This window comes from Microbacterium sp. 05N427, assembly GCF_056397105.1.
The window spans coordinates 59,792-83,132 of sequence record NZ_JBFTMT010000019.1 but is presented as its reverse complement, the minus strand read 5'-3'; the positions used below and the strand labels follow the sequence as shown (position 1 = coordinate 83,132).

Annotated in this window: 22 protein-coding genes; 10 read left to right on the top strand and 12 right to left on the bottom strand. The window is 69.4% G+C overall.

Features of this window, described 5'->3' with window-relative positions; genetic code table 11:
- Position 1: 1 nt before the first annotated feature.
- The 3 genes from murA to leuC all read right to left on the bottom strand — a co-directional run bounded on the left by murA (position 2) and on the right by leuC (position 3,510).
- Complete coding sequence (murA, locus tag AC1DG4_RS16565) at positions 2-1,360, bottom strand: UDP-N-acetylglucosamine 1-carboxyvinyltransferase (protein ID WP_477379017.1); 1,359 nt, start codon at positions 1,358-1,360, stop codon at positions 2-4.
- 75 nt (positions 1,361-1,435) lie between these two features.
- Positions 1,436-2,068 (bottom strand): 3-isopropylmalate dehydratase small subunit, encoded by a 633-nt coding sequence (leuD, locus tag AC1DG4_RS16560; protein ID WP_477379015.1) that lies wholly within the window; start codon positions 2,066-2,068, stop codon positions 1,436-1,438.
- Between the two features lie 2 nt (positions 2,069-2,070).
- Complete coding sequence (leuC, locus tag AC1DG4_RS16555) at positions 2,071-3,510, bottom strand: 3-isopropylmalate dehydratase large subunit (protein WP_477379014.1); 1,440 nt, start codon at positions 3,508-3,510, stop codon at positions 2,071-2,073.
- A gap of 304 nt (positions 3,511-3,814) precedes the next feature.
- On the opposite strand from leuC, the gene AC1DG4_RS16550 reads away from it, so the two are divergent.
- Both AC1DG4_RS16550 and AC1DG4_RS16545 read left to right on the top strand, forming a co-directional pair.
- Positions 3,815-4,354 (top strand): winged helix-turn-helix domain-containing protein, encoded by a 540-nt coding sequence (locus AC1DG4_RS16550; RefSeq protein ID WP_477421354.1) that lies wholly within the window; start codon positions 3,815-3,817, stop codon positions 4,352-4,354.
- A gap of 26 nt (positions 4,355-4,380) precedes the next feature.
- On the top strand, positions 4,381-5,550 hold the full coding sequence (locus AC1DG4_RS16545) for an MFS transporter (RefSeq protein WP_477379010.1): 1,170 nt from the start codon (positions 4,381-4,383) through the stop codon (positions 5,548-5,550).
- 81 nt (positions 5,551-5,631) lie between these two features.
- Here the strand turns inward: AC1DG4_RS16545 and AC1DG4_RS16540 are convergent, their stop codons facing one another.
- Positions 5,632-6,633, bottom strand: a complete 1,002-nt coding sequence (locus AC1DG4_RS16540; protein WP_477379008.1) for a TerC/Alx family metal homeostasis membrane protein — start codon at positions 6,631-6,633, stop codon at positions 5,632-5,634.
- Between the two features lie 288 nt (positions 6,634-6,921).
- Here AC1DG4_RS16540 and AC1DG4_RS16535 point away from each other — a divergent pair, with 288 nt between their 5' ends.
- Positions 6,922-7,557, top strand: a complete 636-nt coding sequence (locus AC1DG4_RS16535; protein WP_477421358.1) for a hypothetical protein — start codon at positions 6,922-6,924, stop codon at positions 7,555-7,557.
- Complete coding sequence (locus tag AC1DG4_RS16530; protein ID WP_477421357.1) at positions 7,458-8,462, top strand: HNH endonuclease signature motif containing protein; 1,005 nt, start codon at positions 7,458-7,460, stop codon at positions 8,460-8,462. Before AC1DG4_RS16535 ends, AC1DG4_RS16530 begins: the two co-directional genes overlap by 100 nt.
- A gap of 81 nt (positions 8,463-8,543) precedes the next feature.
- Here the strand turns inward: AC1DG4_RS16530 and AC1DG4_RS16525 are convergent, their stop codons facing one another.
- From AC1DG4_RS16525 to AC1DG4_RS16515, 3 genes are all read right to left on the bottom strand, one after another.
- Positions 8,544-9,545, bottom strand: coding sequence for an Fpg/Nei family DNA glycosylase (locus AC1DG4_RS16525; protein ID WP_477379004.1), 1,002 nt, complete (start codon positions 9,543-9,545; stop codon positions 8,544-8,546).
- The gene (locus tag AC1DG4_RS16520) at positions 9,545-10,030 is read right to left on the bottom strand and encodes a ribose-5-phosphate isomerase (protein ID WP_477379002.1); all 486 of its coding nucleotides are present in this window, start codon (positions 10,028-10,030) and stop codon (positions 9,545-9,547) included. The genes AC1DG4_RS16525 and AC1DG4_RS16520 overlap by 1 nt, the downstream gene beginning before the upstream one ends.
- A 62-nt stretch (positions 10,031-10,092) precedes the next feature.
- The gene (locus AC1DG4_RS16515; RefSeq protein WP_477379000.1) at positions 10,093-11,268 is read right to left on the bottom strand and encodes a ferrochelatase; all 1,176 of its coding nucleotides are present in this window, start codon (positions 11,266-11,268) and stop codon (positions 10,093-10,095) included.
- 195 nt (positions 11,269-11,463) lie between these two features.
- On the opposite strand from AC1DG4_RS16515, the gene pepN reads away from it, so the two are divergent.
- From pepN to AC1DG4_RS16490, 5 genes are all read left to right on the top strand, one after another.
- Positions 11,464-14,079, top strand: a complete 2,616-nt coding sequence (gene pepN, locus AC1DG4_RS16510) for an aminopeptidase N (protein WP_477421353.1) — start codon at positions 11,464-11,466, stop codon at positions 14,077-14,079.
- 152 nt (positions 14,080-14,231) lie between these two features.
- On the top strand, positions 14,232-15,470 hold the full coding sequence (locus tag AC1DG4_RS16505) for a mechanosensitive ion channel family protein (protein ID WP_477378996.1): 1,239 nt from the start codon (positions 14,232-14,234) through the stop codon (positions 15,468-15,470).
- On the top strand, positions 15,467-15,904 hold the full coding sequence (locus AC1DG4_RS16500) for a globin (RefSeq protein ID WP_477421352.1): 438 nt from the start codon (positions 15,467-15,469) through the stop codon (positions 15,902-15,904). Before AC1DG4_RS16505 ends, AC1DG4_RS16500 begins: the two co-directional genes overlap by 4 nt.
- 38 nt (positions 15,905-15,942) lie before the next feature.
- Positions 15,943-17,448 carry an FAD-binding dehydrogenase gene (locus AC1DG4_RS16495; RefSeq protein WP_477421351.1) on the top strand — a complete coding sequence of 502 codons (1,506 nt, stop codon included), beginning with the start codon at positions 15,943-15,945 and terminating at the stop codon, positions 17,446-17,448.
- A 51-nt stretch (positions 17,449-17,499) separates the two neighbouring features.
- The gene (locus tag AC1DG4_RS16490) at positions 17,500-18,003 is read left to right on the top strand and encodes an OsmC family protein (RefSeq protein WP_477378991.1); all 504 of its coding nucleotides are present in this window, start codon (positions 17,500-17,502) and stop codon (positions 18,001-18,003) included.
- 63 nt (positions 18,004-18,066) lie between these two features.
- Here AC1DG4_RS16490 and AC1DG4_RS16485 read toward each other — a convergent pair whose 3' ends face one another.
- Positions 18,067-18,732 (bottom strand): DUF8185 domain-containing protein, encoded by a 666-nt coding sequence (locus AC1DG4_RS16485; RefSeq protein ID WP_477378989.1) that lies wholly within the window; start codon positions 18,730-18,732, stop codon positions 18,067-18,069.
- Positions 18,733-18,800: 68 nt separating this feature from the next.
- Between AC1DG4_RS16485 and AC1DG4_RS16480 the strand changes: the two genes are divergently transcribed.
- Positions 18,801-19,685, top strand: a complete 885-nt coding sequence (locus AC1DG4_RS16480; protein ID WP_477378987.1) for an acyl-CoA thioesterase — start codon at positions 18,801-18,803, stop codon at positions 19,683-19,685.
- A 45-nt stretch (positions 19,686-19,730) separates the two neighbouring features.
- Here the strand turns inward: AC1DG4_RS16480 and AC1DG4_RS16475 are convergent, their stop codons facing one another.
- The 4 genes from AC1DG4_RS16475 to AC1DG4_RS16460 form a co-directional block, all read right to left on the bottom strand.
- A complete protein-coding gene (locus AC1DG4_RS16475; protein WP_477379337.1) occupies positions 19,731-20,207 on the bottom strand; it encodes an acyl-CoA thioesterase in 477 nt (158 codons plus the stop codon).
- Positions 20,208-20,277: 70 nt separating this feature from the next.
- Positions 20,278-21,957, bottom strand: coding sequence for an energy-dependent translational throttle protein EttA (ettA, locus tag AC1DG4_RS16470; protein WP_477378985.1), 1,680 nt, complete (start codon positions 21,955-21,957; stop codon positions 20,278-20,280).
- A gap of 154 nt (positions 21,958-22,111) precedes the next feature.
- On the bottom strand, positions 22,112-22,615 hold the full coding sequence (locus tag AC1DG4_RS16465) for a DUF6993 domain-containing protein (RefSeq protein WP_477421350.1): 504 nt from the start codon (positions 22,613-22,615) through the stop codon (positions 22,112-22,114).
- Positions 22,616-22,677: 62 nt separating this feature from the next.
- Positions 22,678-23,196, bottom strand: coding sequence for a single-stranded DNA-binding protein (locus tag AC1DG4_RS16460; protein ID WP_477378982.1), 519 nt, complete (start codon positions 23,194-23,196; stop codon positions 22,678-22,680).
- Between the last annotated feature and the right edge of the window lie 145 nt (positions 23,197-23,341).

Here is a 23,341-nt window from a genome sequence, read left to right as displayed (position 1 = left end):
ATCAGCCGATCACATCGAAGTCGGCACCCAGCGCGGTCAGCTTGTCGAGGAACTTCTCGTAGCCGCGGCTGAGGATGTCGACGCCGGAGACCTTCGACTCGCCGGTCGCCGTGAGCGCGGCGATCACGTGGCTGTAGCCGCCGCGCAGGTCGGGCACCACGATGTCGGCGCCGTGCAGCGGGGTCGGACCGGTGATGACCGCGGCCTGCTCGAGATCGCGACGCGCGACGCGGCGGGGACCATCCTGCAGACCGTGCGGGTGCACGACGATGTCGGCGCCCATCTTCACGAGCGCGGCGGTGAAGCCCATCCGGTTCTCGTAGACGGTCTCGTGCACGACCGAGCGGCCGCGAGCCTGCGTCAGGGCGACAACGAGCGGCTGCTGCCAGTCGGTCATGAAGCCGGGGTGCACGTCGGTCTCGACCGTGACCGGCTTCAGCTCGCCGTCGCGGCGGAACAGGATCCCGTCCTCGCGCACGTCGAACCAGCCGCCCGCCTTGCGGAAGACGTTGAGGAAGGTCAGCATCTCCTGCTGCTTCGCGCCGCCGACGAAGATCTCACCGTCGGTGGCGAGGGCTGCGCACGCCCAGGAGGCGGCCTCGTTGCGGTCGAAGATCGACCGGTGGTCGTAGCCGCGCAGCGTCTCGACGCCCTCGATGAGGATGACCCTGTTCGGCTCGTAGGAGATGATCGCGCCCATCTTCTGCAGCACCGCGATGAGATCCATGATCTCGGGCTCGATCGCCGCGTTGCGCAGCTCGGTCTGCCCCTGCGCGCGCACGGCCGTGAGCAGCACCTGCTCGGTCGCACCGACGCTCGGGTACGGCAGGTGGATGCTCGTGCCCTTCAGCCCGTTCGGCGCCGAGAGGCGGATGCCGCTGGGCAGCTTCTCGACGACGGCGCCGAACTTGCGCAGCGCGTCGAGGTGGAAATCGATGGGGCGGTCGCCGATGCGGCAGCCGCCGAGATCCGGGATGAAGGCCTGACCGAGGCGGTGCAGCAGCGGACCGCAGAACAGGATCGGGATCCGCGAGGCGCCCGCGTGCGCGTCGATCTCCTCGAAGTGCGCCGACTCGACGTCGCTCGGGTCGAAGATGAGCGCACCGGCCTCATCGCCCTCGGTGACCCGCACGCCGTGCACCTCGAGCAGGGAGCGCACCACTGCGACATCGCTCAGATCGGGGACATCGCGCAGCGTGCTCGCGGTCTCGCCGAGGAGGGTGGCGACCATGGCCTTGGTCGCCAGGTTCTTCGCGCCCTTCACGTCCACCCGGCCGTGAAGTGGCCGTCCGCCGCGGATTGCCAGGACATCGCCCGAAGGCTTCGAAGCGAGCGTGGTCTCGTGCAGCGGTGTCGTCATTCAGGGCCTCTTCTTGTGGAACGGGCGCGGCCGGAGCCGTCGGGCGGATGCCCCAGGCTCACGGCCGCGTCCGATTCAAAGAACAGGAAGCGTACGTGGCCGCCACGACTCGCGGCGGGCCTCGAACTGCGCGATCTTGTCTTCGTTGCGCAGCGTGAGCCCGATGTCATCGAGCCCTTCGAGGAGCCGCCATCTAGTGTAATCGTCGATCCCGATGGTGGTCTGGAAGACGGGCTCGCCTGTCGCCTGCGCCGCGCCGGCCGAAGGGCCGATCGTGGCGGTGCGTGCGGCGAGGTCGACCGTGATCTCCCGGCCGGGATCCTCGTCGATCAGCGCCCAGATCCGCTCGATGTCGGCTTCGTCGACGGTCGCCGCGAGCAGTCCCTGCTTACCGGAATTGCCACGGAAGATGTCAGCGAAACGAGGGCTCAGCACGACCTTGAATCCGTAGTCGCGCAGTGCCCACACGGCGTGCTCACGACTGGATCCGGTACCGAAATCGGGGCCCGCCACGAGGACGGATGCGTTCCGGAACGGTTCCTGATTGAGCACGAACTCGGGATCCTGCCGCCAGGCGTGGAAGAGGGCGTCCTCGAAGCCGGTCTTGGTGACGCGCTTCAGGAACACCGCAGGGATGATCTGGTCGGTGTCGACGTTGGAGCGCTTCAGCGGGGCTGCGACGCCGGTGTGGGTGGTGAACTTCTCCATGCTCAGGCCTCCTGCCCGTTCTCGACGAGGTCGCTCGGGCTGGACAGCGTGCCGCGCACGGCCGTCGCCGCGGCGACGAGGGGCGACACGAGATGCGTGCGCCCTCCCTTGCCCTGCCGACCCTCGAAGTTGCGATTGCTCGTCGATGCGCACCGCTCGCCGGGGGCGAGCTGGTCGGGGTTCATCCCCAGACACATCGAACAACCGGCGAACCTCCACTCGGCGCCGAAGTCGGTGAAGACCTTGTCCAGCCCCTCGGCCTCGGCCTCCAAGCGCACGCGGGCGGATCCCGGGACCACCATGACGCGCACGCCGTCGGCCTTCTTCTTGCCCTCGATGACGGACGCGAAGGCGCGCAGATCCTCGATCCGGCTGTTCGTGCAGGAGCCCATGAAGACGGCGTCGACCTTCACCTCCTTCAACGGGGTGCCGGGGGTCAGATCCATATACTCGAGCGCCCGCTCGGCAGCGCTGCGCTCGTTCGCGTCGGCGATCTCGGCGGGGTTCGGCACCGACGCCGACAGCGAGACGCCCTGACCGGGGTTGGTGCCCCAGGTCACGAACGGCTCGAGTTCGTCGGCGTCGATGAACACCTCGGCGTCGAAGGTCGCGCCCTCGTCCGTGGGCAGCGTGCGCCAGTACGCGACCGCGTCGTCCCAGTCCTGGCCCTGCGGCGCGTGCGGCTTGCCCTGCACGTACGCGAAGGTGGTCTCGTCGGGGGCGACCATGCCCGCGCGGGCGCCCGCCTCGATCGACATGTTGCAGATCGTCATGCGGCCCTCCATAGAGAGGGCGCGGATCGCGCTGCCACGGAATTCCAGCACATATCCCTGACCGCCGCCGGTGCCGATCTTGGCGATCACGGCGAGGATGATGTCCTTCGCCGTGACGCCGGAGCGCAGCGTGCCGTCGACCGTGATCGCCATGGTCTTGAACGGCTTGAGCGGAAGCGTCTGCGTGGCCATGACGTGCTCGACCTCGCTGGTGCCGATGCCGAACGCCATCGCGCCGAACGCGCCGTGCGTCGAGGTGTGCGAGTCGCCGCAGACCACGGTGATGCCGGGCATCGTGAGCCCCAGCTGCGGGCCGACGACGTGCACGATGCCCTGCTCCGCGTCGCCCAGCGAGTGCAGGCGCACCCCGAACTCCGCGGCGTTGCGTCGCAGCGTCTCGATCTGGGTGCGGCTGGTGAGGTCGGCGATCGGCTTGTCGATCGCCAGCGTCGGGGTGTTGTGGTCCTCGGTCGCGATCGTGAGGTCGAGACGGCGCAGCGGGCGCCCCTCGGAGCGCAGGCCGTCGAAGGCCTGAGGGCTCGTGACCTCGTGCACGAGGTGCAGGTCGATGTAGATGAGGTCGGGCTCGCCGTTCTCGCCCTTCACCACGAGGTGGTCGTCCCAGACCTTTTCAGCCAGCGTCCGGGGGCGGGGGGATGCGTCGTTCATGCGTTGCTTCTCCTGGGTAGTGGTGCGGCCGTGTCCCCTGAAGAGCAGGGCGCGACTCCGCGGCGAGAAAGGCCTAGATCGAGGTCTCGCCGCGGCTGCTAAGGAGAAGCTGCACCGCCTGCATGGCCACGAGCTTACCCCCGGTCAGGGTGGGTGTTTCCCACCCACCCTGAGTCCGTATCGGCGCACAGTGCGGGCGCAGAGGGGGCGCGCCCGCGGTACTTCCCCACTGGTCGACGATTGGCGTCTCGTCGTTCGGATCTCAATGTTGCGAACAACTCTTCGCAACATTACGGTGGGCTGCATGGTCGCCGAAGAACTCACCACAGCTCAGCTGCGCGTGCTGTCGCATCCCGCGCGCCTGGCGTTCCTGCGCCGGCTCAGGGAACACGGGCCTGCGACCTCGCGGGTCCTCGGACGCGAATTCGACCTCGACTCCGGAGCCGCCAGCTACCACCTGCGCCGACTCGAGGCCGGGCATCTCATCCGAGAGGATCCGACACTCGGCACCAGGCGGGAGCGGTGGTGGTGCGCCATCGACGACATGTCCCAGTTCGATCCCGCGGTGCACGACGACGCCGCCGCGGCGCGCCAGTATGTGCAGTCGGTCGTGCTGATGGCGGCCGACGAACTGCGTCGGGTCGCCGGTTCCGTTCCCGACGCCGACCGCGCCTGGCTGTCCGAAGCGGCCTTCATCGATCTGCGTGTCCCCCTCGACGGCGAGGGGCGTCGAGCGCTGCGCGAGGAGCTCATGGCGGTCGTCGACCGTTGCCGGGAGGACCCGCGCGATGACGCGGCAGCGGCCTTCACGCAGGTGCGGCTGCAGATCTACGAGCAGCGCTGATGGGGCCCGGGGCGCGACGAGACGCCGTGCGATGGGTGCTGGCCTACACCCTCGCCGTTCTCGGAGACGTCACCTACTACCTGATCCTCACCTGGGCGGCCGCAGAGGCGGGTGGCGCGCGCTGGTCGGGCATCATCCTCGCCGCAGGATCCCTGCCGCGCCTGCTGCTGATCCTGGCGGGCGGCGTGCTGGCCGATCGTCTGGACCCGCGCCGCATCGCGATCTGGACCGACTCCGCACGTGCGGCGACACTGGTCGTCGCTGTGCTCCTCACCGCCGTGCTCGGCCTGCTCCCCTGGTGGCTGACGGTCGTCGCGGTGATCTTCGGCGTCGTCGACGCGTGCTTCCTCCCTGCGGTCGGCGCCATGCCCGCCCGGCTCGTCCCGCCTGAGGAGTTGACGCGGCTTCAGGCATGGCGGATCACGGGCCTGCGGGTCGCGAACGCCGCCGGACCTGTGCTCGGCGCCCTACTGCTCGTCGGCGGCAGCGCAGTCGCGTTCGGCGCCGTGGCGCTGCTGTTCGTCGCCTCTGTGATCCTGCTGCGCACGATCCGCCCTGTTGCCGCCGGCGCCCGAGGGACGCGGGCCGCTTCGGCGAAGTCCGGATCCGGCTGGCGTGAAGTGAGGCGACTGAGGATCACGACGCTGGTGATCGGCACTGCGCTGTCCGAACTGCCGTTCTCGGGTCCGATCGCCGCCGCGATCATCCTGCTGGTGCAGGGACGCGGCTGGCCCGCGAGCATCGCCGGCGGCGTGCTCGCCGCATTCAGTGTCGGCGGGCTGGCGACGAGCGTGCTCCTGTCCATGACGACGCGCGCCGGGGGCCGCACCATGACGCTCGCCTCGGTCGGAGCGACCGCACTCCTGCTGATCGCGTTCGGCTCATCGACCGATCCGGGCGCTGCCTTCCTCTGGGGGGCGACGCTCGGAATCACCAGCGGAGTGACCATGGTGCTGTGCCAGGGGCAGGTGCAGCGCGCCACACCACCGGCCCTGCTCGGACGGGTGACGGCGGTGCTGACCCTGCTCACTCTCGGGCTGAGCCCACTCGCCTACGCGGGCGTCGGATTGGTCGCCGATCTCGCAGGCGTCCCCACACTCTTCACTGCAGCGGCCGTGGTGGTCGCGGCGTCGGGTGTCGTGCTCGCCACGGCGCGCTTCGAGACTCCCGCGCCGCCCGCCCCTGCGGAGGGGTGAAGGCCGCGGGGCCGGGCCCGTGCATGCGCCGCCGTGCGACCGCGCGGAAGCGCTCACGCTGCGAGCGAATGCTCCCGGCAGTCACTCCGCGAGAGCGCGCTCGCGGCGCTTCTCGCGCCCGGAGGCGATCAAGCTCGCGCCCGTGGCGCCGAGCATCGCGACGACGATCACGGTGAGCGACAGCCAGATCGGCACGTCAGGAGCCCACTCGATCGGCTTGCCGCCGTTGATGAACGGCACGCTGTTCTCGTGCATCGCGTGCAGCACGAGCTTGACGCCGATGAAGGCCAGGATGATCGCGATGCCGTAGTGCAGGTAGCGCAGGCGGTCGAGCAGGTCGCCGAGCAGGAAGTAGAGCTGGCGGAGCCCCATCAGCGCGAAGATGTTCGCGGTGAACACGAGGAAGCTGTTCTGCGTGATGCTGAAGATCGCGGGGATCGAGTCGATCGCGAACATCAGATCCGTCACGCCGATCGTGACGAACACGATGATCATGGGAGTCCAGATCCGCTTGCCGTCCACGACCGTGCGCAGCTTCGGCCCGTCGAACTCGTCGCTGACCGGGACGAGTCGGCGCACCAGCCGTACGGCGAAGCCCTCCTTCGCGGCGGTCTCGTCCTCCTGCTCCTTCTCCGGCATCGCCTGGCGGATCGCGGTCCAGATCAGGAAGGCGCCGAACAGGTAGAACACCGGGGCGAAGTTCTCGATGATCGTGACGCCGAGCAGGATGAACACACCGCGCAGCACCAGCGCGATGATGATGCCCACCATCAGCACTTCCTGCTGCAGCTTCCGCGGCACCGAGAACTGCGCCATGATCAGCACGAACACGAAGAGGTTGTCGATCGAGAGGCTGTACTCCAGCGCCCATCCGGTGAGGAACTCCCCCGCATGCCGGCCGCCCGCGACCGCGAGCAGGAGTCCCGCGAATCCGAGCGCCAGGGCGACGTAGAACACGACCCAGAGGGTGGACTCCTTCGTGGAGGGGATGTGCGGGCGCCAGCGCACGATCAGCAGGTCGCCGATCAGGATCAACAGCAGAACGACGAGCGAGACGATTTCGAACCAGACGGGAACGTCCACAGGGGCCTTTCGAAGAGGTCGGTCAACGGCCGAAAGTCTCTTCCCCGCCGAACAGCGGTCACGCGCCCGGAGGCCCGGCAACGGGCCTCGTGATGACGATCGCGTGAAGTCGGAATACTCCCCTTCGCAGGGTTCATTCTACGGCACGAGCGTGGATCGACGGTTCGCGCGGTGCCGGGAACTCGCCGATCGTCCTCCACAATCTGGTCTTCGGTTGAGTTGTCCCCGGTTTGGATATGGGGGTTGATCTGGGGTTCGAATGTCGGTGGCCCTGGGCAGGATGGGGGTATGAGGACGTGGGATGCGATCGCGGCACTGATCCCGGCCCTGGCCGGGCGGGTCGGTGCGGGCGCGGGCGCGTCGGACGTGCAGGCGGTCGTGGAGGGGTTGGGTGATGCGGAGGCGGTGGCGGTGCTTCGCGAGGCGGGTGAGGTTGGCCGGCTGGTGGAGCAGGTGCAGGTGATCTGTGCCGGAGTGATCGCCCGCCGCTCAACCAGGGACGCCGGGCATGTCGGGTTGGCGCAGTCGCGCGGGCACCGGACGGCGGCGTCGCTGGTGCAGGAGCTCGGCGGGATGACGAAGGGCGAAGCGGCGAGGCAGGTGCGGGTCGGGGAAGCGCTCCTCGACGATCCCGTGGTGGAGGGTGCCGGAGTCGGGTCGGATGATGCTGGTGTCGGCTCGGATGGTGCTGGTGTCGGGTCGAATGGTGCTGGTGTCGGCTCGTCCGGTGATCCAGCGCCGGGAGGTGCGCCCGTGGGCGATTGGCGRCAGGTGTTGCGGGAGGGTTGCGGTCCGGGACGGTCACCTCGGCACAGTTCGACGCGATCCGCCGCGGCCTCGGCAACCCACCCGCCATACCGGAACGCGGGACCGAAGCCGACCGCGCCGCGCACGATGCGTGGGCGCAGGCAGCCGTGCAGCTGATCGACGAAGCGGGGCGGCGGACTGTGGAAGAACTCGCCGCTGCGGCCCGCACGGTGCGGGACCTCCTCGACCCGGACGGCGCCGAAACCCGGTTCTTGGCGCGATACGAGAAGCGTGCGTTTCGGACCTGGTTCGACCCCGACGGGATCCGGCGGGCATCGATCGCGTTCGACGACGAAGGCGGCGCCTACCTCGACACGATCTTCAACGCCGCACTCCGCCCCCGCCGCGGCGGACCCCGCTTCGTCGACCCGAAAGAGAAGACGAAAGCCTCAGACCTCGCCGCAGATCCCCGCACCAACGACCAACTCTCCTACGACCTGCTCCTGGACCTCATCCGCACCGGAGCGCTCGCCGACCCCGCCGCCGTGTTCGGCACCCGGCAAGCCGGCATTCGCCTCGTCCAGCAGATCGGGGCGGACGGGACGCCAACCCCGGTCGCCATCACCGAAGACGGCCTCACCGCACTCCCCGCTACGGTCGCGGAACGACGGATCTGCGACACCGGAACCCTCCCCGTCACCGTCGACACCAGCGGCAACCCCCTCGACGTCGGCCGAGAATCACGGCTCTTCACCCCGAAACAACGCATCGCCCTCGCCATCCGCGACGGCGGCTGCCGATGGACCGGCTGCGACCGCCCCGCCTCGTACTGCGAAGCCCACCACATCGACGAATGGACCCGCGACGAGGGCCACACCAACATGGACCGCGGCATCCTGCTCTGCCGCTTCCACCACATGCAACTCCACCACGGGCAATGGCAGATCACCCGCGACCAGAAACGCGACTTCGTCCTGCATCACCCCGACAGACAACACGCCGTGCTCCACCCACGGCTCCCCCTCCGCTACGCCTGGGGAGACATTGCCCCACCACCCAAACGCTTCCGCCCCGCCGCCTGAACCCGCCACCGAAAGGCCGGGTCAGGCAGTCGCGGAGCGCCCGGCCGACCGAGCAGAACAGTCAAAGACTGTCGCGCCCACTCACGCCTGGCAGCGCGGGCACCAGTACAACTTGCGGGCGCCGATCTCCTCGAGCACGATGTCGGTGCCGCACACGCGGCACGGCAGGCCTGTGCGGTGGTACACCCAGTGACGGTCGTCGCGGTGCGCCATCGCGGCTCGGTACTGGTCGGCCGTGAGGTCGTCCATGGTCATCATCTGACCCGTCTCGACGCCGATCGCGAGCAGGCGCACCCAGTCCCGCCAGAGCGCGCGCACGGTCTCCTCCGGCACATCGCGCCCCGGAGTGTGCGGGTTCAGCTGCGCACGGAACAGCAGCTCTGCTCGATACACATTGCCGATCCCGCTGACCACGGACTGGTCCATGAGCAGGAGCGCGATCGGCACCGCCCGGCGCCGCACCGCGGCGACGAAGCGCTCCTCACCCGCGTCCACGTCGCCCACGAGCGGATCCGGGCCGAGCTTCGCGACCGTCGCCAGCATCTCGTCCGGCGTCTGCAGCACGCACGCGGTCGGTCCGCGCAGATCCGCGCAGGTCGAATCCGTCATGAGCCGCAAACGCACCTGCCCGACCACGGGCGGCGGCCACTCGGCCCCCTCGTCCGCGAGACCCTTCGTGGCCTCGGACATGCGCACGTGCACGCGAGTCTTCCTCGGGGCACCGATGGAAGCGAGCGAATTCTCACCGGCGTCATCCAGGATCGGAGTTTCGTCGAGATCAGTGCCTCGCTGATTCGTCTGGCCCATCCTTCCGTTCGCCGAAGCGATGGTCGGATCCACGAGGATCTCGCCGGAGAAGTCCCAGGCGCCGTAGAGCCCCAGATGCACGCGCAGCCACAGATCACCCTCGGTCTCGAGGAACATCTGCTTGCCGACGGCCTGCACGCTCTCGACAGCCCGGCCGTCGAGCAGCGCGGCCCCCTCAGCGAATCGGCCCTGAGGACTCGACGCGACGACGGGCTTGCCGACGAAGTTGCGCGCGAACTGCCGCGCGATCCGATGGACGGAATGGCCCTCGGGCATCAGGCGCGCGGGTCCGGGAGCAGGGATCCGTCGCGCTCGAAGTCGGCGATCTGCGCGATCCGCCGCACGTGCCGCTCCTCGTTCGAGAAGGGCGTGGCGATGAAGCGATCGATGAAGCCCGCGACCTCGTCGAAGGTGTGCTGGCGCGCGCCGATCGCGATCACATTCGCGTCGTTGTGCTCCCGCGCGAGCTCTGCGGTCGCGATGCTCCACACCAGCGCCGCACGGACGCCCTCGACCTTGTTCGCCGCGATCTGCTCGCCGTTTCCGGAACCGCCGAACACCACGCCGAGCGCCTCGACGCCCGCGCGCTGGTCGTCGATCGTCGCCTGCGCGGCGCGGATGCAGAACGCCGGGTAGTCGTCCAGAGCGTCGTACTCGACGGGCCCGTGGTCCACGACCTCATGCCCCGCCTCGGCGAGATGGTGCTGCAGCTGCGTGGAGAACTCGAGACCGGCGTGATCGGTGGCGATGTGGATGCGCATGGCTCAATCCTACGGAGCACTGCCACCACCGCGGGGCGGCGTGACGCGGCCCCGCGGAACGGTCAGGGTGCGATACCGGCCGCAGCGGGCTTGAACCCCGCGCGGATGTTCTCGCAGCACCCGGGACGGCACACGTCGAACGCGGGACCGAGCGCCGTGACGTGCGCGCGGTCTGCCGCAGGGCGGCCCTCCAGACGCTCCTGGATGAGGTCGACGATCCCCGCGACGAAGGAGTCCGACACTCCGGGTGTCGGCGTGCGCACGAAAGCAAGACCAGCCTCCGCGGCCGCATCCTTCGCCTCGGTGTCGAGATCCCAGAGCACCTCCATATGGTCGCTCACGAAGCCGAGCGGGACCACGGCCACCGCGGTACGACCGCGACCGGGCAGTTCCTCGATCACGTCGCAGATGTCGGGCTCGAGCCAGGGCTGCGAGGCCGGGCCCGAACGGGACTGGTACACGAGCTCCCACGAGACGTCCGCCGCGCCCGGCAGCAGCTCGGCCACGCGGCTCATGACCCACGCCGCGACGGCCTCGTGCTGCGCGGCATACGCGCCCCCGGAACCCCAATCGACGTCGCGGGGACCGGAACGCAGCGCATCGTCGGTCGGAACGCTGTGCGTGGTGAACAGAACTTGGATCGCGGCGGCATCCGCGCCATCCGCCGTGAAGCCGACGATCGCGTCGCGCACGCCCTCGACGAAGGACGTGACGAATCCGGGGTGATCGTAGAACGGTCGGATCTTGTCGATCGTCACGGTCTCACCGAGACCGGTCTCGTCCAGCACACGAGCGAAGTCCTCGCGGTATTGGCGACAGCTGGAGAAGGAGCTGTACGCGCTCGTGGCGAACGCCAGCAGCGTCGTGTCGCCGCCCTCGGACGCCTCGGTCACGGCGTCGGACAGGTACGGAGCCCAGTTGCGGTTGCCCCAGTACACCGGGAGGTCGATCCCGCGACGCACGAGCTCGGACTCGAGTGCGGCCTTGAGCGCGCGGTTCTGCGCGTTGATCGGGCTCACACCGCCGAAGTGCCGGTAGTGGTGCGCGACCTCCTCGAGCCGCTCGTCCGGGATGCCGCGGCCTCGGGTGACGTTGCGCAGGAAGGGGATCACGTCGTCCTGCCCCTCGGGTCCGCCGAATCCCGCGAGCAGGATGCCGTCATACGCCACGGGCGTCTCGACGAACTCGGGCCCGCTCGCGGCAGGCTCGGAGGCGAAGGGAACGGTTGCTGCGGTCACGTTTCGAGCACTCACTCTTCTATCTTCCCCTGAAGTTCCTTTGCCGCCGCCGAGCGCCGGCTCAGCGCCCGGACGAAGCCTGCGGGAACCCGCGGAATCTTGCGAGACCCGCGCTGGCGTAGGCTGGGACGGTTGCCGCCGGCGCCAGCAGCGCGGATCTTGCGGCCGAAACCCTCACCCCTGGGAGTCTGAGCAGTGCCTGGAGAGAACCTCACCCGCATCGAGGCGCAGGAGCGCCGCGCGATCGTCGACACCGAGTCGTACGAGATCGCGCTCGACCTCACAAAGGGCGCGGAGGTGTTCGGATCCCGCAGCGTCGTGCGCTTCACCGCCGCCGAGGGGTCCTCGACCTTCATCGACCTGATCGCGCGCGAGGTGCGCGAAATCACCTTGAACGGCGAGCTGATCGACCCGACGTCGGCGTTCGCCGATTCGCGGATCGCACTCGACGGCCTGGCGAGCTCGAACGTGCTCGTCGTCGACGCCGACTGCGAGTACACGAACACGGGCGAGGGCCTGCACCGTTTCGTCGACCCCGTCGACGGCGAGGTCTACCTCTACTCGCAGTTCGAGGTGCCCGACTCCCGTCGCGTCTTCGCCGTGTTCGAACAGCCCGACTTGAAGGCGACGTTCCAGTTCACGATCACCGCGCCTGCCGCGTGGAAGGTCGTCTCGAACTCCCCCACCCCCGAGCCGATCCAGCACGACGTCTCGAACGGGTCCGCATCAGAGGAGACCGGCGCGGTCGCCACCTGGGGTTTCGAGCCCACCCCGCGGATCTCGTCGTACATCACCGCGATCATCGCCGGCCCCTACGAGGAGACGTTCTCGGAGCTGACGAGCGCATCCGGCCGCGTGATCCCGCTCGGCGTCTACGGGCGCAGGAGCCTGTGGGAGCACCTCGACGCCGACTACATCTTCGACAAGACCCGTGAGGGCTTCGCCTACTACGAGGAGAAGTTCGGCGTCCCGTACCCGTTCGCGAAGTACGACCAGCTCTTCGTGCCGGAGTTCAACGCCGGCGCCATGGAGAACGCGGGTGCGGTGACCTTCACCGAGACCTACGTCTTCCGCAGCAAGGTGACCGACGCCGTCAAGGAGCGTCGCGTCGTCACGATCCTGCACGAGCTCGCGCACATGTGGTTCGGCGACCTCGTCACCATGAAGTGGTGGAACGACCTCTGGCTGAACGAGTCGTTCGCCGAGTGGGCGTCCACCATCGCGACCGCCGAGGCCACCGAGTGGACCGAGGCGTGGACGACCTTCAACGCGATGGAGAAGACCTGGGCCTACCGTCAGGACCAGCTCCCCTCCACTCACCCCGTCGTCGCCGAGATCAACGATCTCGACGACGTGCAGGTGAACTTCGACGGCATCACCTACGCCAAGGGCGGATCCGTCCTCAAGCAGCTCGCCGCCTGGGTGGGCATCGAGGCGTTCTTCGCCGGCGTGTCCGAGTACTTCAAGAAGCACTCCTGGCAGAACACCGAGCTCAGCGACCTGCTCGTCGAGCTGGAGYGCACCAGCGGCCGCGACCTCACGGTCTGGTCGAAGAAGTGGCTCGAGACCGCGGGCGTGAACACGCTCGCACCGGTGATCGCCGAGGCCGGCGACGGCTCGATCTCACGCTTCGCGGTCACGCAGACCGCTCCCGCCGACTACCCGACGATCCGCCCGCACCGCCTGGGGATCGGGTTCTACAACCTCGACGCCTCTGGCGCGCTCGTGCGCACCCACCACGTCGAGGTGGACGTCGACGGAGACCGCACCGAGATCCCCGAGCTGCAGGGCCTGAAGCGCCCCGACCTCGTGCTGCTGAACGACGAGGACCTCGCCTACGCGAAGATCCGTCTCGACGAGCGCTCCCTGGCGACCGCCGTCGCGCACCTCGCCGACATCAGCGACCCGCTCGCCCGCTCCCTCGTGTGGGGCGCAGCATGGGACCAGACCCGCGACGCCGAGAGCGCCGCGAGCGACTACATCGACCTCGTGCTCGGCAACATCGGCCGCGAGACCGAGTCGACCACGGTGCGCACCACGCTCAGCCAGCTGCAGACCGCCGCCGCCCTGTACGTCACGCCCGAGCACCGTGCCGCCGCCCGTACCCGTGTGGCGGACGGCCTGTGGGCGCTCGCTCAGGGCGCGGAGGCTGCGTCCGACAGCCAGTTGCAGTTCGTCACCGCGTTCGCGAACTCGCTCACCACGCCCGAGCACGCCGACGTCCTCCGCCGCCTGCGCGACGGCGAGCTGACCCTCGACGGCCTCACGATCGACACCGACCTCTCGTGGCAGCTGCTCGTCGGCCTCGCCACGGTCGGCGCCGTCGACGGTGCTGCGATCGACGCCGCGCTGGAGGGCGACAACACTGCCAAGGGAGCGGAGTTCGCCGCTCAAGCCCGCGCCGCGCTGCCGACGCCCGAGGACAAGCAGGCCGCGTGGTCGTCGCTGGTCGAGCACGACGATCTGTCTAACACGATCGTCCGCTCCGCCGCGCTCGGCTTCACGCACCCCGCAGGGGTCGCGCTGCTCGAGCCGTTCGTCGCCCAGTACTTCGATGCCCTGCTCCCGCTCTGGGAGAGCCGCACGTTCCAGGTCGCGAACTATCTGATCGTCGGCCTGTACCCGAAGGCGCTCGCGAGCACCGCCCTGCGCGACGCGACCCGCGCCTGGCTGTCTGCGCACCAGGACGCCGCGCCCGCGCTGCGCCGCCTCGTGTTCGAGAACCTCGCCGACGTCGAGCGCGCTCTCGCCGCCCAGGCCCGCGACGCCGAGGCCGTCGAGGCCGTGGCCGCCGCCGACGCGCAGAGCTGACGCATCGCATAGCGACGAGCCGAAGGGCCGGAACGGAGAGGGATCTCCTTCCGGCCCTTCGCCGTGTCAGGCCCACTTGAGGCGCGGTTCGCCGCGAAGCACCGTCGCCCGTTCAGAGCCTGCCAAGGGGCCCGGTCATAGGATCGAGAACGATGAATATCGTCTCCTTCGAGGATCAGGCCGCCAAGCTCGCGGACCTGTGGACCCAGACTCTCGATGTCCTCGGCAAGATCGGCATGAAGGCGCTCTGGAGCGTCGTCACGATCGCCGTCTGCGTCCTGATCGCCTTTGCGCTCCGATTCGTGATCCGCCGCATCGTGCGTCGGATCGTCGCCGGCGCCAAGTCGAAGGCGGAGGTCACCGACACGAGGGCTCTGGAGCGCTCCCCGCTCGCAGACATGCGGCTCGTGCAGCGCACGAGGACCCTCGGCACCATCCTGCAGAACATCGTCAACGTGATCCTGGTGGTGGTCGCGATCGTTCTGATCGTGAACATCATCGAACCCACCCTGTTGGGATCACTGACCCTGCTCACCGCCGCGGTCGGCGCTGGTCTCGGCTTCGGCGCCCAGAACATCGTCAAAGACGTCCTGAACGGGATGTTCCTCGTCGCCGAGGATCAGGTCGGCATCGGCGACGTGGTCGACCTGGGCCTCGCCTCGGGCGTCGTCGAGTACGTCAGCGTGCGCATCACGCAGGTGCGGGATGCGAACGGCACCCTCTGGTACGTGCGCAACGGCGAGATCACCCGGATCGGCAACATGTCGCAGGGCTGGGCCCGCGCGATCATCGACCTCGGAGTGCCGGCCGACGCGGACGTCCCCGCGGTCGAGGACGCGCTGCTCGCCGCCGCACAAGGGCTCGCGAAGGATCCGAAGTGGCGCACGCGCATCATCGAGAAGCCCGAGATCTGGGGGCTGGAGTCGATCGACGGCGATGCCCTCGTGGTCCGGGTCGTGATGAAGACCCGCACGAACGCGATGGACGACGTCGCCCGGGAACTGCGGATGCGGCTGCGCGACACGATGCTCGGCATGGAGCTGACCGTCCCCAGCATGGCCACCGTGCAGTTGGCCGGCCCCGAAGGCGCACGCCGCGTGCACGGTGCGAACCCGCCGCGCACGCGCCCGAACCCGGTCGCGACGGCCCCCACGGTGCCGGAACGCGGGTTCTGGCGCAAGAAGAAGATCGAGGACGAGAAGCCGGCTCCTGTGACGCCGCCGCCGCGCACAAAGCCGGCTCCGACCGCGCCTGCGCCGAAGAAGACCGAGAAACCCAAGACTCCGCCTTCGGCTCCGCAGAGCCTTCCCCTCCCGCCCCTCCCCGATTCGCAGGCCCCGCGGGATCCACAGGCCCCGCAGGATCCGCAGACCCCTGGAGACGAACGATGACCGAGCCGGTGTCCTTCTACGACGAGGTCGGCGGCCACGCGACGTTCCAGCGTCTCGTCGAGGTCTTCTACCGCGAGGTCTCCCTGGATCCCGTGCTGAAGCCGATGTACCCCGAGGAGGACCTCGGTCCGGCCGCGGATCRCCTGCGGATGTTCCTGGAGCAGTACTGGGGCGGGCCCACCACCTATGGCGAGCAGCGCGGACATCCGCGGCTGCGGATGCGGCACATGCCGTTCCACGTCGATCCGGACGCCCGCGACCGCTGGCTGCGCTGCATGCGCGCGGCCGTCGACGACGCGCAGCTCTCTCCGATCCACGAGGCGACGCTGTGGGACTATCTCGAGCGCGCCGCGCATGCGATGGTGAATACATTCGAGCCGAGCCGCACGAGCACAGCGGGCGTACCGACCCCTGACGGGCGCCCCGTCCTCTAGGGCCGCACCGCACGCACACCGAGTTCGATGGAGATCTCATGACCGCGACCACGACCACCCACTCCACCGACGTCCTCGTCGTCGGCTGGGGCCTGTCCGGCCTCGTCGCAGCTGCGGAGGCGACCGCCGCAGGCAGACGCGTGATCGTTCTGGATCAGGAACCGCGCACGAACCTGGGCGGGCAGGCCTGGTGGTCCTTCGGCGGGCTGTTCCTCGTCGACTCCCCCGAACAGCGCCGCATGGGCATCAAGGACTCCTACGAGCTGGCCAGGCAGGACTGGTTCGGCAACGCGGGCTTCGACCGTGAGGAGGACGCCTGGCCGCGGCGCTGGGCAGAGGCGTACCTCCAGTTCGCGAGCGGCGAGAAGCGGGCATGGCTCCGAGAGCGCGGGGTGGGCTTCTTCCCCGTCGTGGGCTGGGCCGAACGCGGCGGCTACGGCGCCCTGGGGCCCGGCAATTCCGTCCCCCGCTTCCACATCACCTGGGGCACCGGCCCCGGCATTGTCGCGCCGTTCCAGGCCGCCCTCGAGCAGGCCGAGAAGACAGGACACCTCGTGGTCCTCCCCCGGCACCGCGTGACGGCCCTCACCGTCCGGGACGGCGTCGTCACGGGTGCGCAGGGCGAGATCCTCGCCTCGTCCGCGGCGGCGCGCGGCGTGCAGAGCGACCGTGAGCCGGTCGGCACGTTCGAGATCACGGCGGGGGCGACCGTCGTGACCTCGGGCGGCATCGGCGGCAACCATGACCTCGTGCGCGCCGCATGGCCTGAACGCCTCGGCACGCCGCCCGCGGAGTTGCTCACCGGAGTGCCGGCCTACGTCGACGGCTCCATGCAGGCGGTGTCCGCGACCGCGGGCGCACGACTCATCAACGGCGACCGCATGTGGCACTACGTCGAGGGCATCCGCAACTGGGATCCGGTCTGGCCCGGCCACGGCATCCGGATCCTGCCCGGCCCGTCGTCGCTGTGGCTGGACGCGACCGGCGCTCGTCTCCCCGTGCCGCTGTTCCCCGGATTCGACACCCTCGGCACTCTGGCCCACCTGCGCGCGACCGGGCACGATCACTCCTGGTTCGTGACGACGCGGCAGATCGTGGAGAAGGAGTTCGCTCTGTCCGGCAGCGAGCAGAACCCCGATCTCACGGGCAAGGACGTGCCGCTCCTCATGCGCTCCCGGCTCGCGAAGGGGCCCACGGACCCGGTGCAGGCGTTTCTGGACAAGGGCGAGGACTTCGTCGTCGAGGACGACCTCGGCCGGCTGATCGCCCGCATGCAGGAGCTCCCGGGCGGCGACGTTCTGGACCCCGACCGAGTGCGTGAGGAGGTCGTCGCACGCGACCGCGAGATCGACAACGACTTCACCAAGGACGCGCGTGCCCTCGGCGCCGAGGGCACGGCCGTGCCGGGGCTGTACGCCGCGGGCGAGGCGAGCGGCTTCGGCGGCGGCGGGGTGCACGGATACCGTGCCCTGGAGGGCACCTTCCTCGGCGGCTGCCTGTTCTCGGGCCGGCAGGCCGGGCGCGCGGCAGCGCAGGCGGTCTGACGTCGGTCGCCGCTCTGGACCCGGCACGGTGGGAGTGCCAAGATCGCGAGCATGGACGCAGAAGAGCTGCGAGCGCGCCAGGCCCCGCTCAAGGAGCGCTACCGGCAGGATCCGAGCTTTGCGCGCGTCGTCTCCCAGGCCACGGGCGACTACCGGGATCCGGGTATCACCGCGACCATCGACGGATGGGCGGGCCCGGTCCGCGCCGGGCAGCATCCGGCGACCGGCGGAGACGGATCCGATGCGTGCTCGGCGGATCTCCTCATGCAGGCGCTGCTGGGGTGCGTCGGGGTGACGTTTCGTGCCGTCACGACGGCGATGGGCGTGACGGTGGAGAACGTCCGCCTCACCGCGGAGTGCCGCTGGGACGCACGCGGGACGCTGGGGCTGGATCGCGACGCGCCGGTCGGGGTCGGTGACATCTCCGTCACGATCACGATCGACAGCGACGCCGACGATGGCCGTTTGGAGCGGATCGCCGCCTCGACCGAGCGCTACTGCGTCGTCGGGCAGAGCCTCGCCTCCCCGCCGACGATCACGGTCGTCCGACGCTGACGGTCCAGGCTCGCGTCGGCCCGACGACGGGCGCGCTTTCGTCGCCTCGGAGCCGCACGCGCCTCAGCCGGCGCTGCCCGTCGCCCGCACCGGGGTCAGCCCCACGGCGGCAGGGCCCCGGCTGAGCACATGCCCGCGCGAGAACGCGAGACGCGTCCACCGCCCCGAAGCGGTGATCGGCACCTGCTCGGTGCCGGAGATGAAGCCGAAGGCGTGCGCGGCGAACGCGACGCCGCGGGGCAGGCCGAGGAGGTCCTCATCGGGTTCGCCCCAGATCGCGGCGCGCAGCGCACGGACCGCATCCTCTCCCGCGCCCGTCGGGGATCCGTGCGCGACCGCCGAGATGCCCCACTGGGCGCGCTGTGCGATGACGTCCGCGCCGAGCGACCCGACCGGTGTCCATCCGCCCCGTGGCGGAGCGACGCCGGCCCAGGAGGGGCTGCGGCCGGTGTCGGGCAGCGCGAGGGCGCGCGGATCGTCGGTGGTGGTGAGCTCGTCGATCACGATGTCGCAGCGCAGCTCGGGGTCGGCCCGGACGATCCGCATCGCGAGGATCGTCGGCGTCGCATCGAACAGCGTCTGCGGCACGAGCGCCGCGGCCGTCATCGCGAGCACCCCTCCATCCGCTTGCAGCCTGACGCCTTCATCGCCGGCGCGGCCGGCCCGGGAGACGAAGGTGAGCGCATCACGCGCGGTGTCGGCATCAGCGAGGATCAGGGGCGTGGGCACGCCCTCTAAACTAGCAACCGGTCGCGACCGGTCCCCCGGTGTGTCGCGGCAGCCGCCGAGAGGATCACATGACGCACGACGAGCACGCCCGCCGATCGGTCGAGATGCTGCGGGGGATCCTCGATCTCGACTCCTCGGATGCGCGCACGACCGAAGACATCTTCACGGGTGTCTCGCATCCGATGCCGACCGGACGGATCTACGGCGGGCAGGTGCTCGGCCAGTCCATCATCGCCGCGGAGCGGACGATGCCGGAAGGCCGCGTTCCGCACTCGATGCACGGCTACTTCCTCCGCGCCGGAGATGCCTCGCAGGGGCTCACGTTCGCGGTGGACCGGATCCACGACGGCCGCTCTTTCTCGACACGACGAGCGCAGGCGTATCAGAACGGCGTGCCGATCTTCTCGATGATCGCGTCCTTCCAGGACGAGAACCCGGGCATCGACCACGCAGAGCCGATGCCGGAAAGGATCCCCGCGCCGGAGGACCTCGCCTCAGACGAGGAGCTGTCCGAAGGGATCCACCCGCTGTCGAAGCGCATGCTCATCGACAGACCGGTCGACATGCGGCACGTGGAGGGGCCGCTGTTCGGCGAGGCTGGGGCGGAGAAGTCCGCGCACCAGGCGGTGTGGATGCGCCTGCGCGCTCCTTTCCCCGACGACCCCGCCCTGCACCGCGCGGCGCTGGCGTATCTCAGCGACATGTCGATTCAGGAGTCGATCCTCCGCGCGCACGGCCTCAGCTGGAATGTGCCTGGCTTGAAGGTCGCGAGTCTCGACCATGCCATGTGGTGGCACCGCCCCGGCCGCGTCGACGACTGGCTGCTGTACGTGCAGGAGTCGCCGAACGCGCGCGGAGGCCGCGGGCTCGCGACAGGGCGGATCTACGACCGCAGCGGCGCCCTCGTGGCGAGTGTCGCTCAGGAGATCACGATCCGGGTCCCCGAGGCCTGATCCCGCCTTCGCCGAGCGGCGGGCACTGTTCCGGCGGCGTGCCGCTCAGCGGTGCGCGTAGACGATCGACGGCCCGGCGTACGGCGACCAGGCGTCGCGCATCTCGGGGCCGATCCGAGTGGGACGTCCCGTGGCCGCGTCCACCAGCACGATCACCGCGGTCGAGCGCGCATACAGCACGCGCTCCTCGAACGCCGCGTCGTTGTAAACCTCGTAGCAGACCTCGATGCTGGATCCGCCGAGCTTGCCGAACCACATCTGCACCTCGAGCGGGTGCCGCTGATACGGCACGGGCGCGAGGTACTCGATCTCCTGTCGCGCGACGAGCGTCAGGACGCCCGCGTTGAGCCCCGAGCTGAGCACGGCCGTGCTCGGGCCGTGCTCTCCTTCGCCCGGCCGCCAGAACGCCCGCACCCGTGCTTCCTCGAGCAGTTTCAGCATCGAGGTGTTGTTCACGTGGTTGAAGGCGTCGAGATCGCCCCAGCGCAGGTGGATCGGGATGTGCAGGCGCGCCCCCGCCACGGCCCCGTCGGGAGCTGCGGCGTCGGGGGCGCCGGTACCGGCCTCGATACCGGTACCGGTGCCGGTGATCTCAGTCACGCGTGAGCCTGCGGTGCGTCGAGCGGTGCGGGTTGGCCGCATCCGCGCCGAGGCGCTCGATCTTGTTGCGCTCGTAGGCGTCGAAGTTGCCCTCGAACCAGTACCACTGGTCGGGGTTCTCGTCGGTGCCCTCGTAGGCGAGGATGTGGGTCGCGATCCGGTCCAGGAACCACCGGTCGTGCGTGATGACCACGGCGCAGCCGGGGAACTCCAGCAGCGCGTTCTCGAGGGAGCTCAGCGTCTCGACGTCCAGGTCGTTGGTCGGCTCGTCGAGCAGCAGCAGGTTGCCGCCCTCCTTGAGCGTGAGGGCGAGGTTCAGACGGTTGCGCTCACCACCGGACAGCACGCCGGCCTTCTTCTGCTGGTCCGGTCCCTTGAAGCCGAACTTCGAGACGTAGGCGCGGGACGGGATCTCGATCTTGCCGACCATCATGATGTCGAGGCCGTCCGAGACGACCTCCCACAGGGTCTTGTCGGGGTCGATGCTGGCGCGGGACTGGTCGACGTAGCTGATCTTGACCGTCTCGCCGACCTTGAGGTCGCCGCCGTCGAGGGGCTCGAGTCCCACGATCGTCTTGAACAGCGTCGTCTTTCCGACGCCGTTCGGGCCGATCACGCCGACGATGCCGTTCGGCGGCAGGCTGAAGCTGAGGCCGTCGATGAGCGAGCGCCCGTCGAAGCCCTTCTGCAGCTTCTTGGCCTCGATCACGACACTGCCCAGGCGCGGACCCGCGGGGATCGTGATCTCTTCGAAGTCGAGCTTCCGAGTCCGCTCCGCCTCGGACGCCATCTCCTCGTAACGGGCGAGGCGCGCCTTCGACTTGGTCTGACGACCCTTGGCGCTCGATCGCACCCACTCCAGCTCGTCCTTGAGGCGCTTGGCGAGCTTCGCGTCCTTCTTGCCCTGGACGTCGAGCCGCTCGGCCTTCTTCTCGAGGTAGGTCGAGTAGTTGCCCTCGTAGCCGATGAGGCGGCCGCGGTCGACCTCGGCGATCCACTCCGCCATGTTGTCGAGGAAGTACCGGTCGTGGGTGATCGCGATCACCGCACCCTTGTAGGCCTGCAGGTGCTTCTCCAGCCAGAGCACGCTCTCGGCATCGAGGTGGTTGGTGGGCTCGTCGAGCAGGAGCAGGTCGGGCTTCTGCAGCAGCAGCTTGGCGAGGGCGACGCGACGCATCTCACCACCGGAGAGGTTGGTCACGGGGGCGTCCGCCGGCGGGGTGCGCAGCGCGTCCATGGCCTGGTCCAGCTGGGAGTCGAGGTCCCAGCCGTCGGCGGCGTCGATCTCCTCCTGCAGCACGCCCATCTCAGCGAGCAGTGCGTCGAAGTCGGCGTCCGGATCCGCCATCAGAGCGGAGATCTCGTTGAAGCGGTCGAGCTTGGCCTTGATCGCGACGCCCTCCTGGATGTTCTCCAGGACGGTCTTGGACTCGTCGAGCTCCGGCTCCTGCATGAGGATGCCCACGCTGAATCCAGGGCTCAGCTTGGCCTCGCCGTTGGAGGGGGTGTCCAGGCCCGCCATGATCTTCAGGATCGTGGACTTTCCGGCGCCGTTCGGGCCGACCATGCCGATCTTCGCGCCGGGCAGGAAGGCCATCGTGACGTCGTCGAGGATGAGCTTGTCGCCCACGGCCTTGCGGGCACGGACCATGGAGTAGATGTATTCGGCCACGAGGGCGCTCCTTCTGTCGTCATGACGACGGTTGCGAGGGCTGCGGGTCGCTCTCCGGCGGTACGCCGCGGGATCGACACTCCAGCCTACCCGGGGCGCGCGCCCTTCCTCCCCGGGACGACTGTGGCCCGACTACGGACCGACGACGGCTCGACTACTGACCGACGGGTACGGTCTTGCCGATGAGGCACTTGCCGCCATCCACCTGCGGAAGCACCGAAGTGACCGGATCCCCCGTGGACGGCCCGACCTGTCCGACGAGGCACTGGTTCTGCCCCCACCGCACGGAGAACTGGATGCTCTCGGCGGGGTTGCCCACCGTCGACTCGTCCGCCGTGACCTGCATATCGGCCCGAGCGAATCCGGCGGTGGTGAGCGCGTCGATGTAGGCACCGCCCTTGGCGCGGCTCTCCCCCGCCCAGACCCGCGCAACGACGGCGGCGAACAACGGAAGGTTGTCCTCGGCGGAGCCATCGGGGTGCAGTTCCGGTGCTGCGGCCGGCGACGCGGTCGCGCTGCTCACCGTGCCCGAGGGCGACCCCGACGGCGCCGGCGATCCAGCCGAGCAACCGCTCAGGACCAGTCCGGCGACCAGCGCCAAGGGCGCAAGGGATCGGATCACGGGTGTTCGGACGAGCACAGCCTGGGATCCACGCACTCCACGAGTCTAGGCGGCACCGTCTGAGACGAGCCTTCGGCGGACGCGCCTCTGTCGTCCTCTCAGAACGGCGTGGCGTCGCTGCCCGGCGTGGCCCACGCATCGCCTGCCGCCTCCGGCTCGCCCGCACCCCCGTCCCCCGCGCCACTGCCTCCGGCGCCCTCGCCGCCGGCGAATGCCGGTCTCCCGCTGTCCACCTCCCCGCCCTCGCCGCGGGGCCGTGCCTGATACGACACTCGCTGATAGGCGCTGCGCCCGCGCCGGAGATCCTGCCCGATGCTCTCGGCCTCGATCTCCGCGTTCATCCGTTTGCCGTCCTTGCTGTCCCACTCGCGCAGCTTCAGCCGCCCCACGACCACGACCGCGTCGCCCTTCGCGAGCGAGGCCTCTGCGTTCTCGGCCAGGGCGCGGTACGCCCTGATCTCGAACCAGTTCGTCCCCGCGTCGATCCAGCCGCCCGCACCGTCCGGACGGCGGTGATTGGTGGCCATCCGGAAGCTCAGGGTGGGGATGCCGGTCGCCGTGGCGCCGCGATCCGGGTCGGACGCGACGTTGCCCAGGACGGTGATGGTGTCGGCCATGATCTGCTCATCTCTGCTCGTGCGGAGCTCGAGGAGGCTCCGTTCCTGCAGACAGCGTCACGCCCCGGCCACCGCCGTGGAGGCGGCGATGCGCAATCGGTGCCGAAACCGACCGCGCGCTTGCATGTGGAGGAGGATCGAGCGC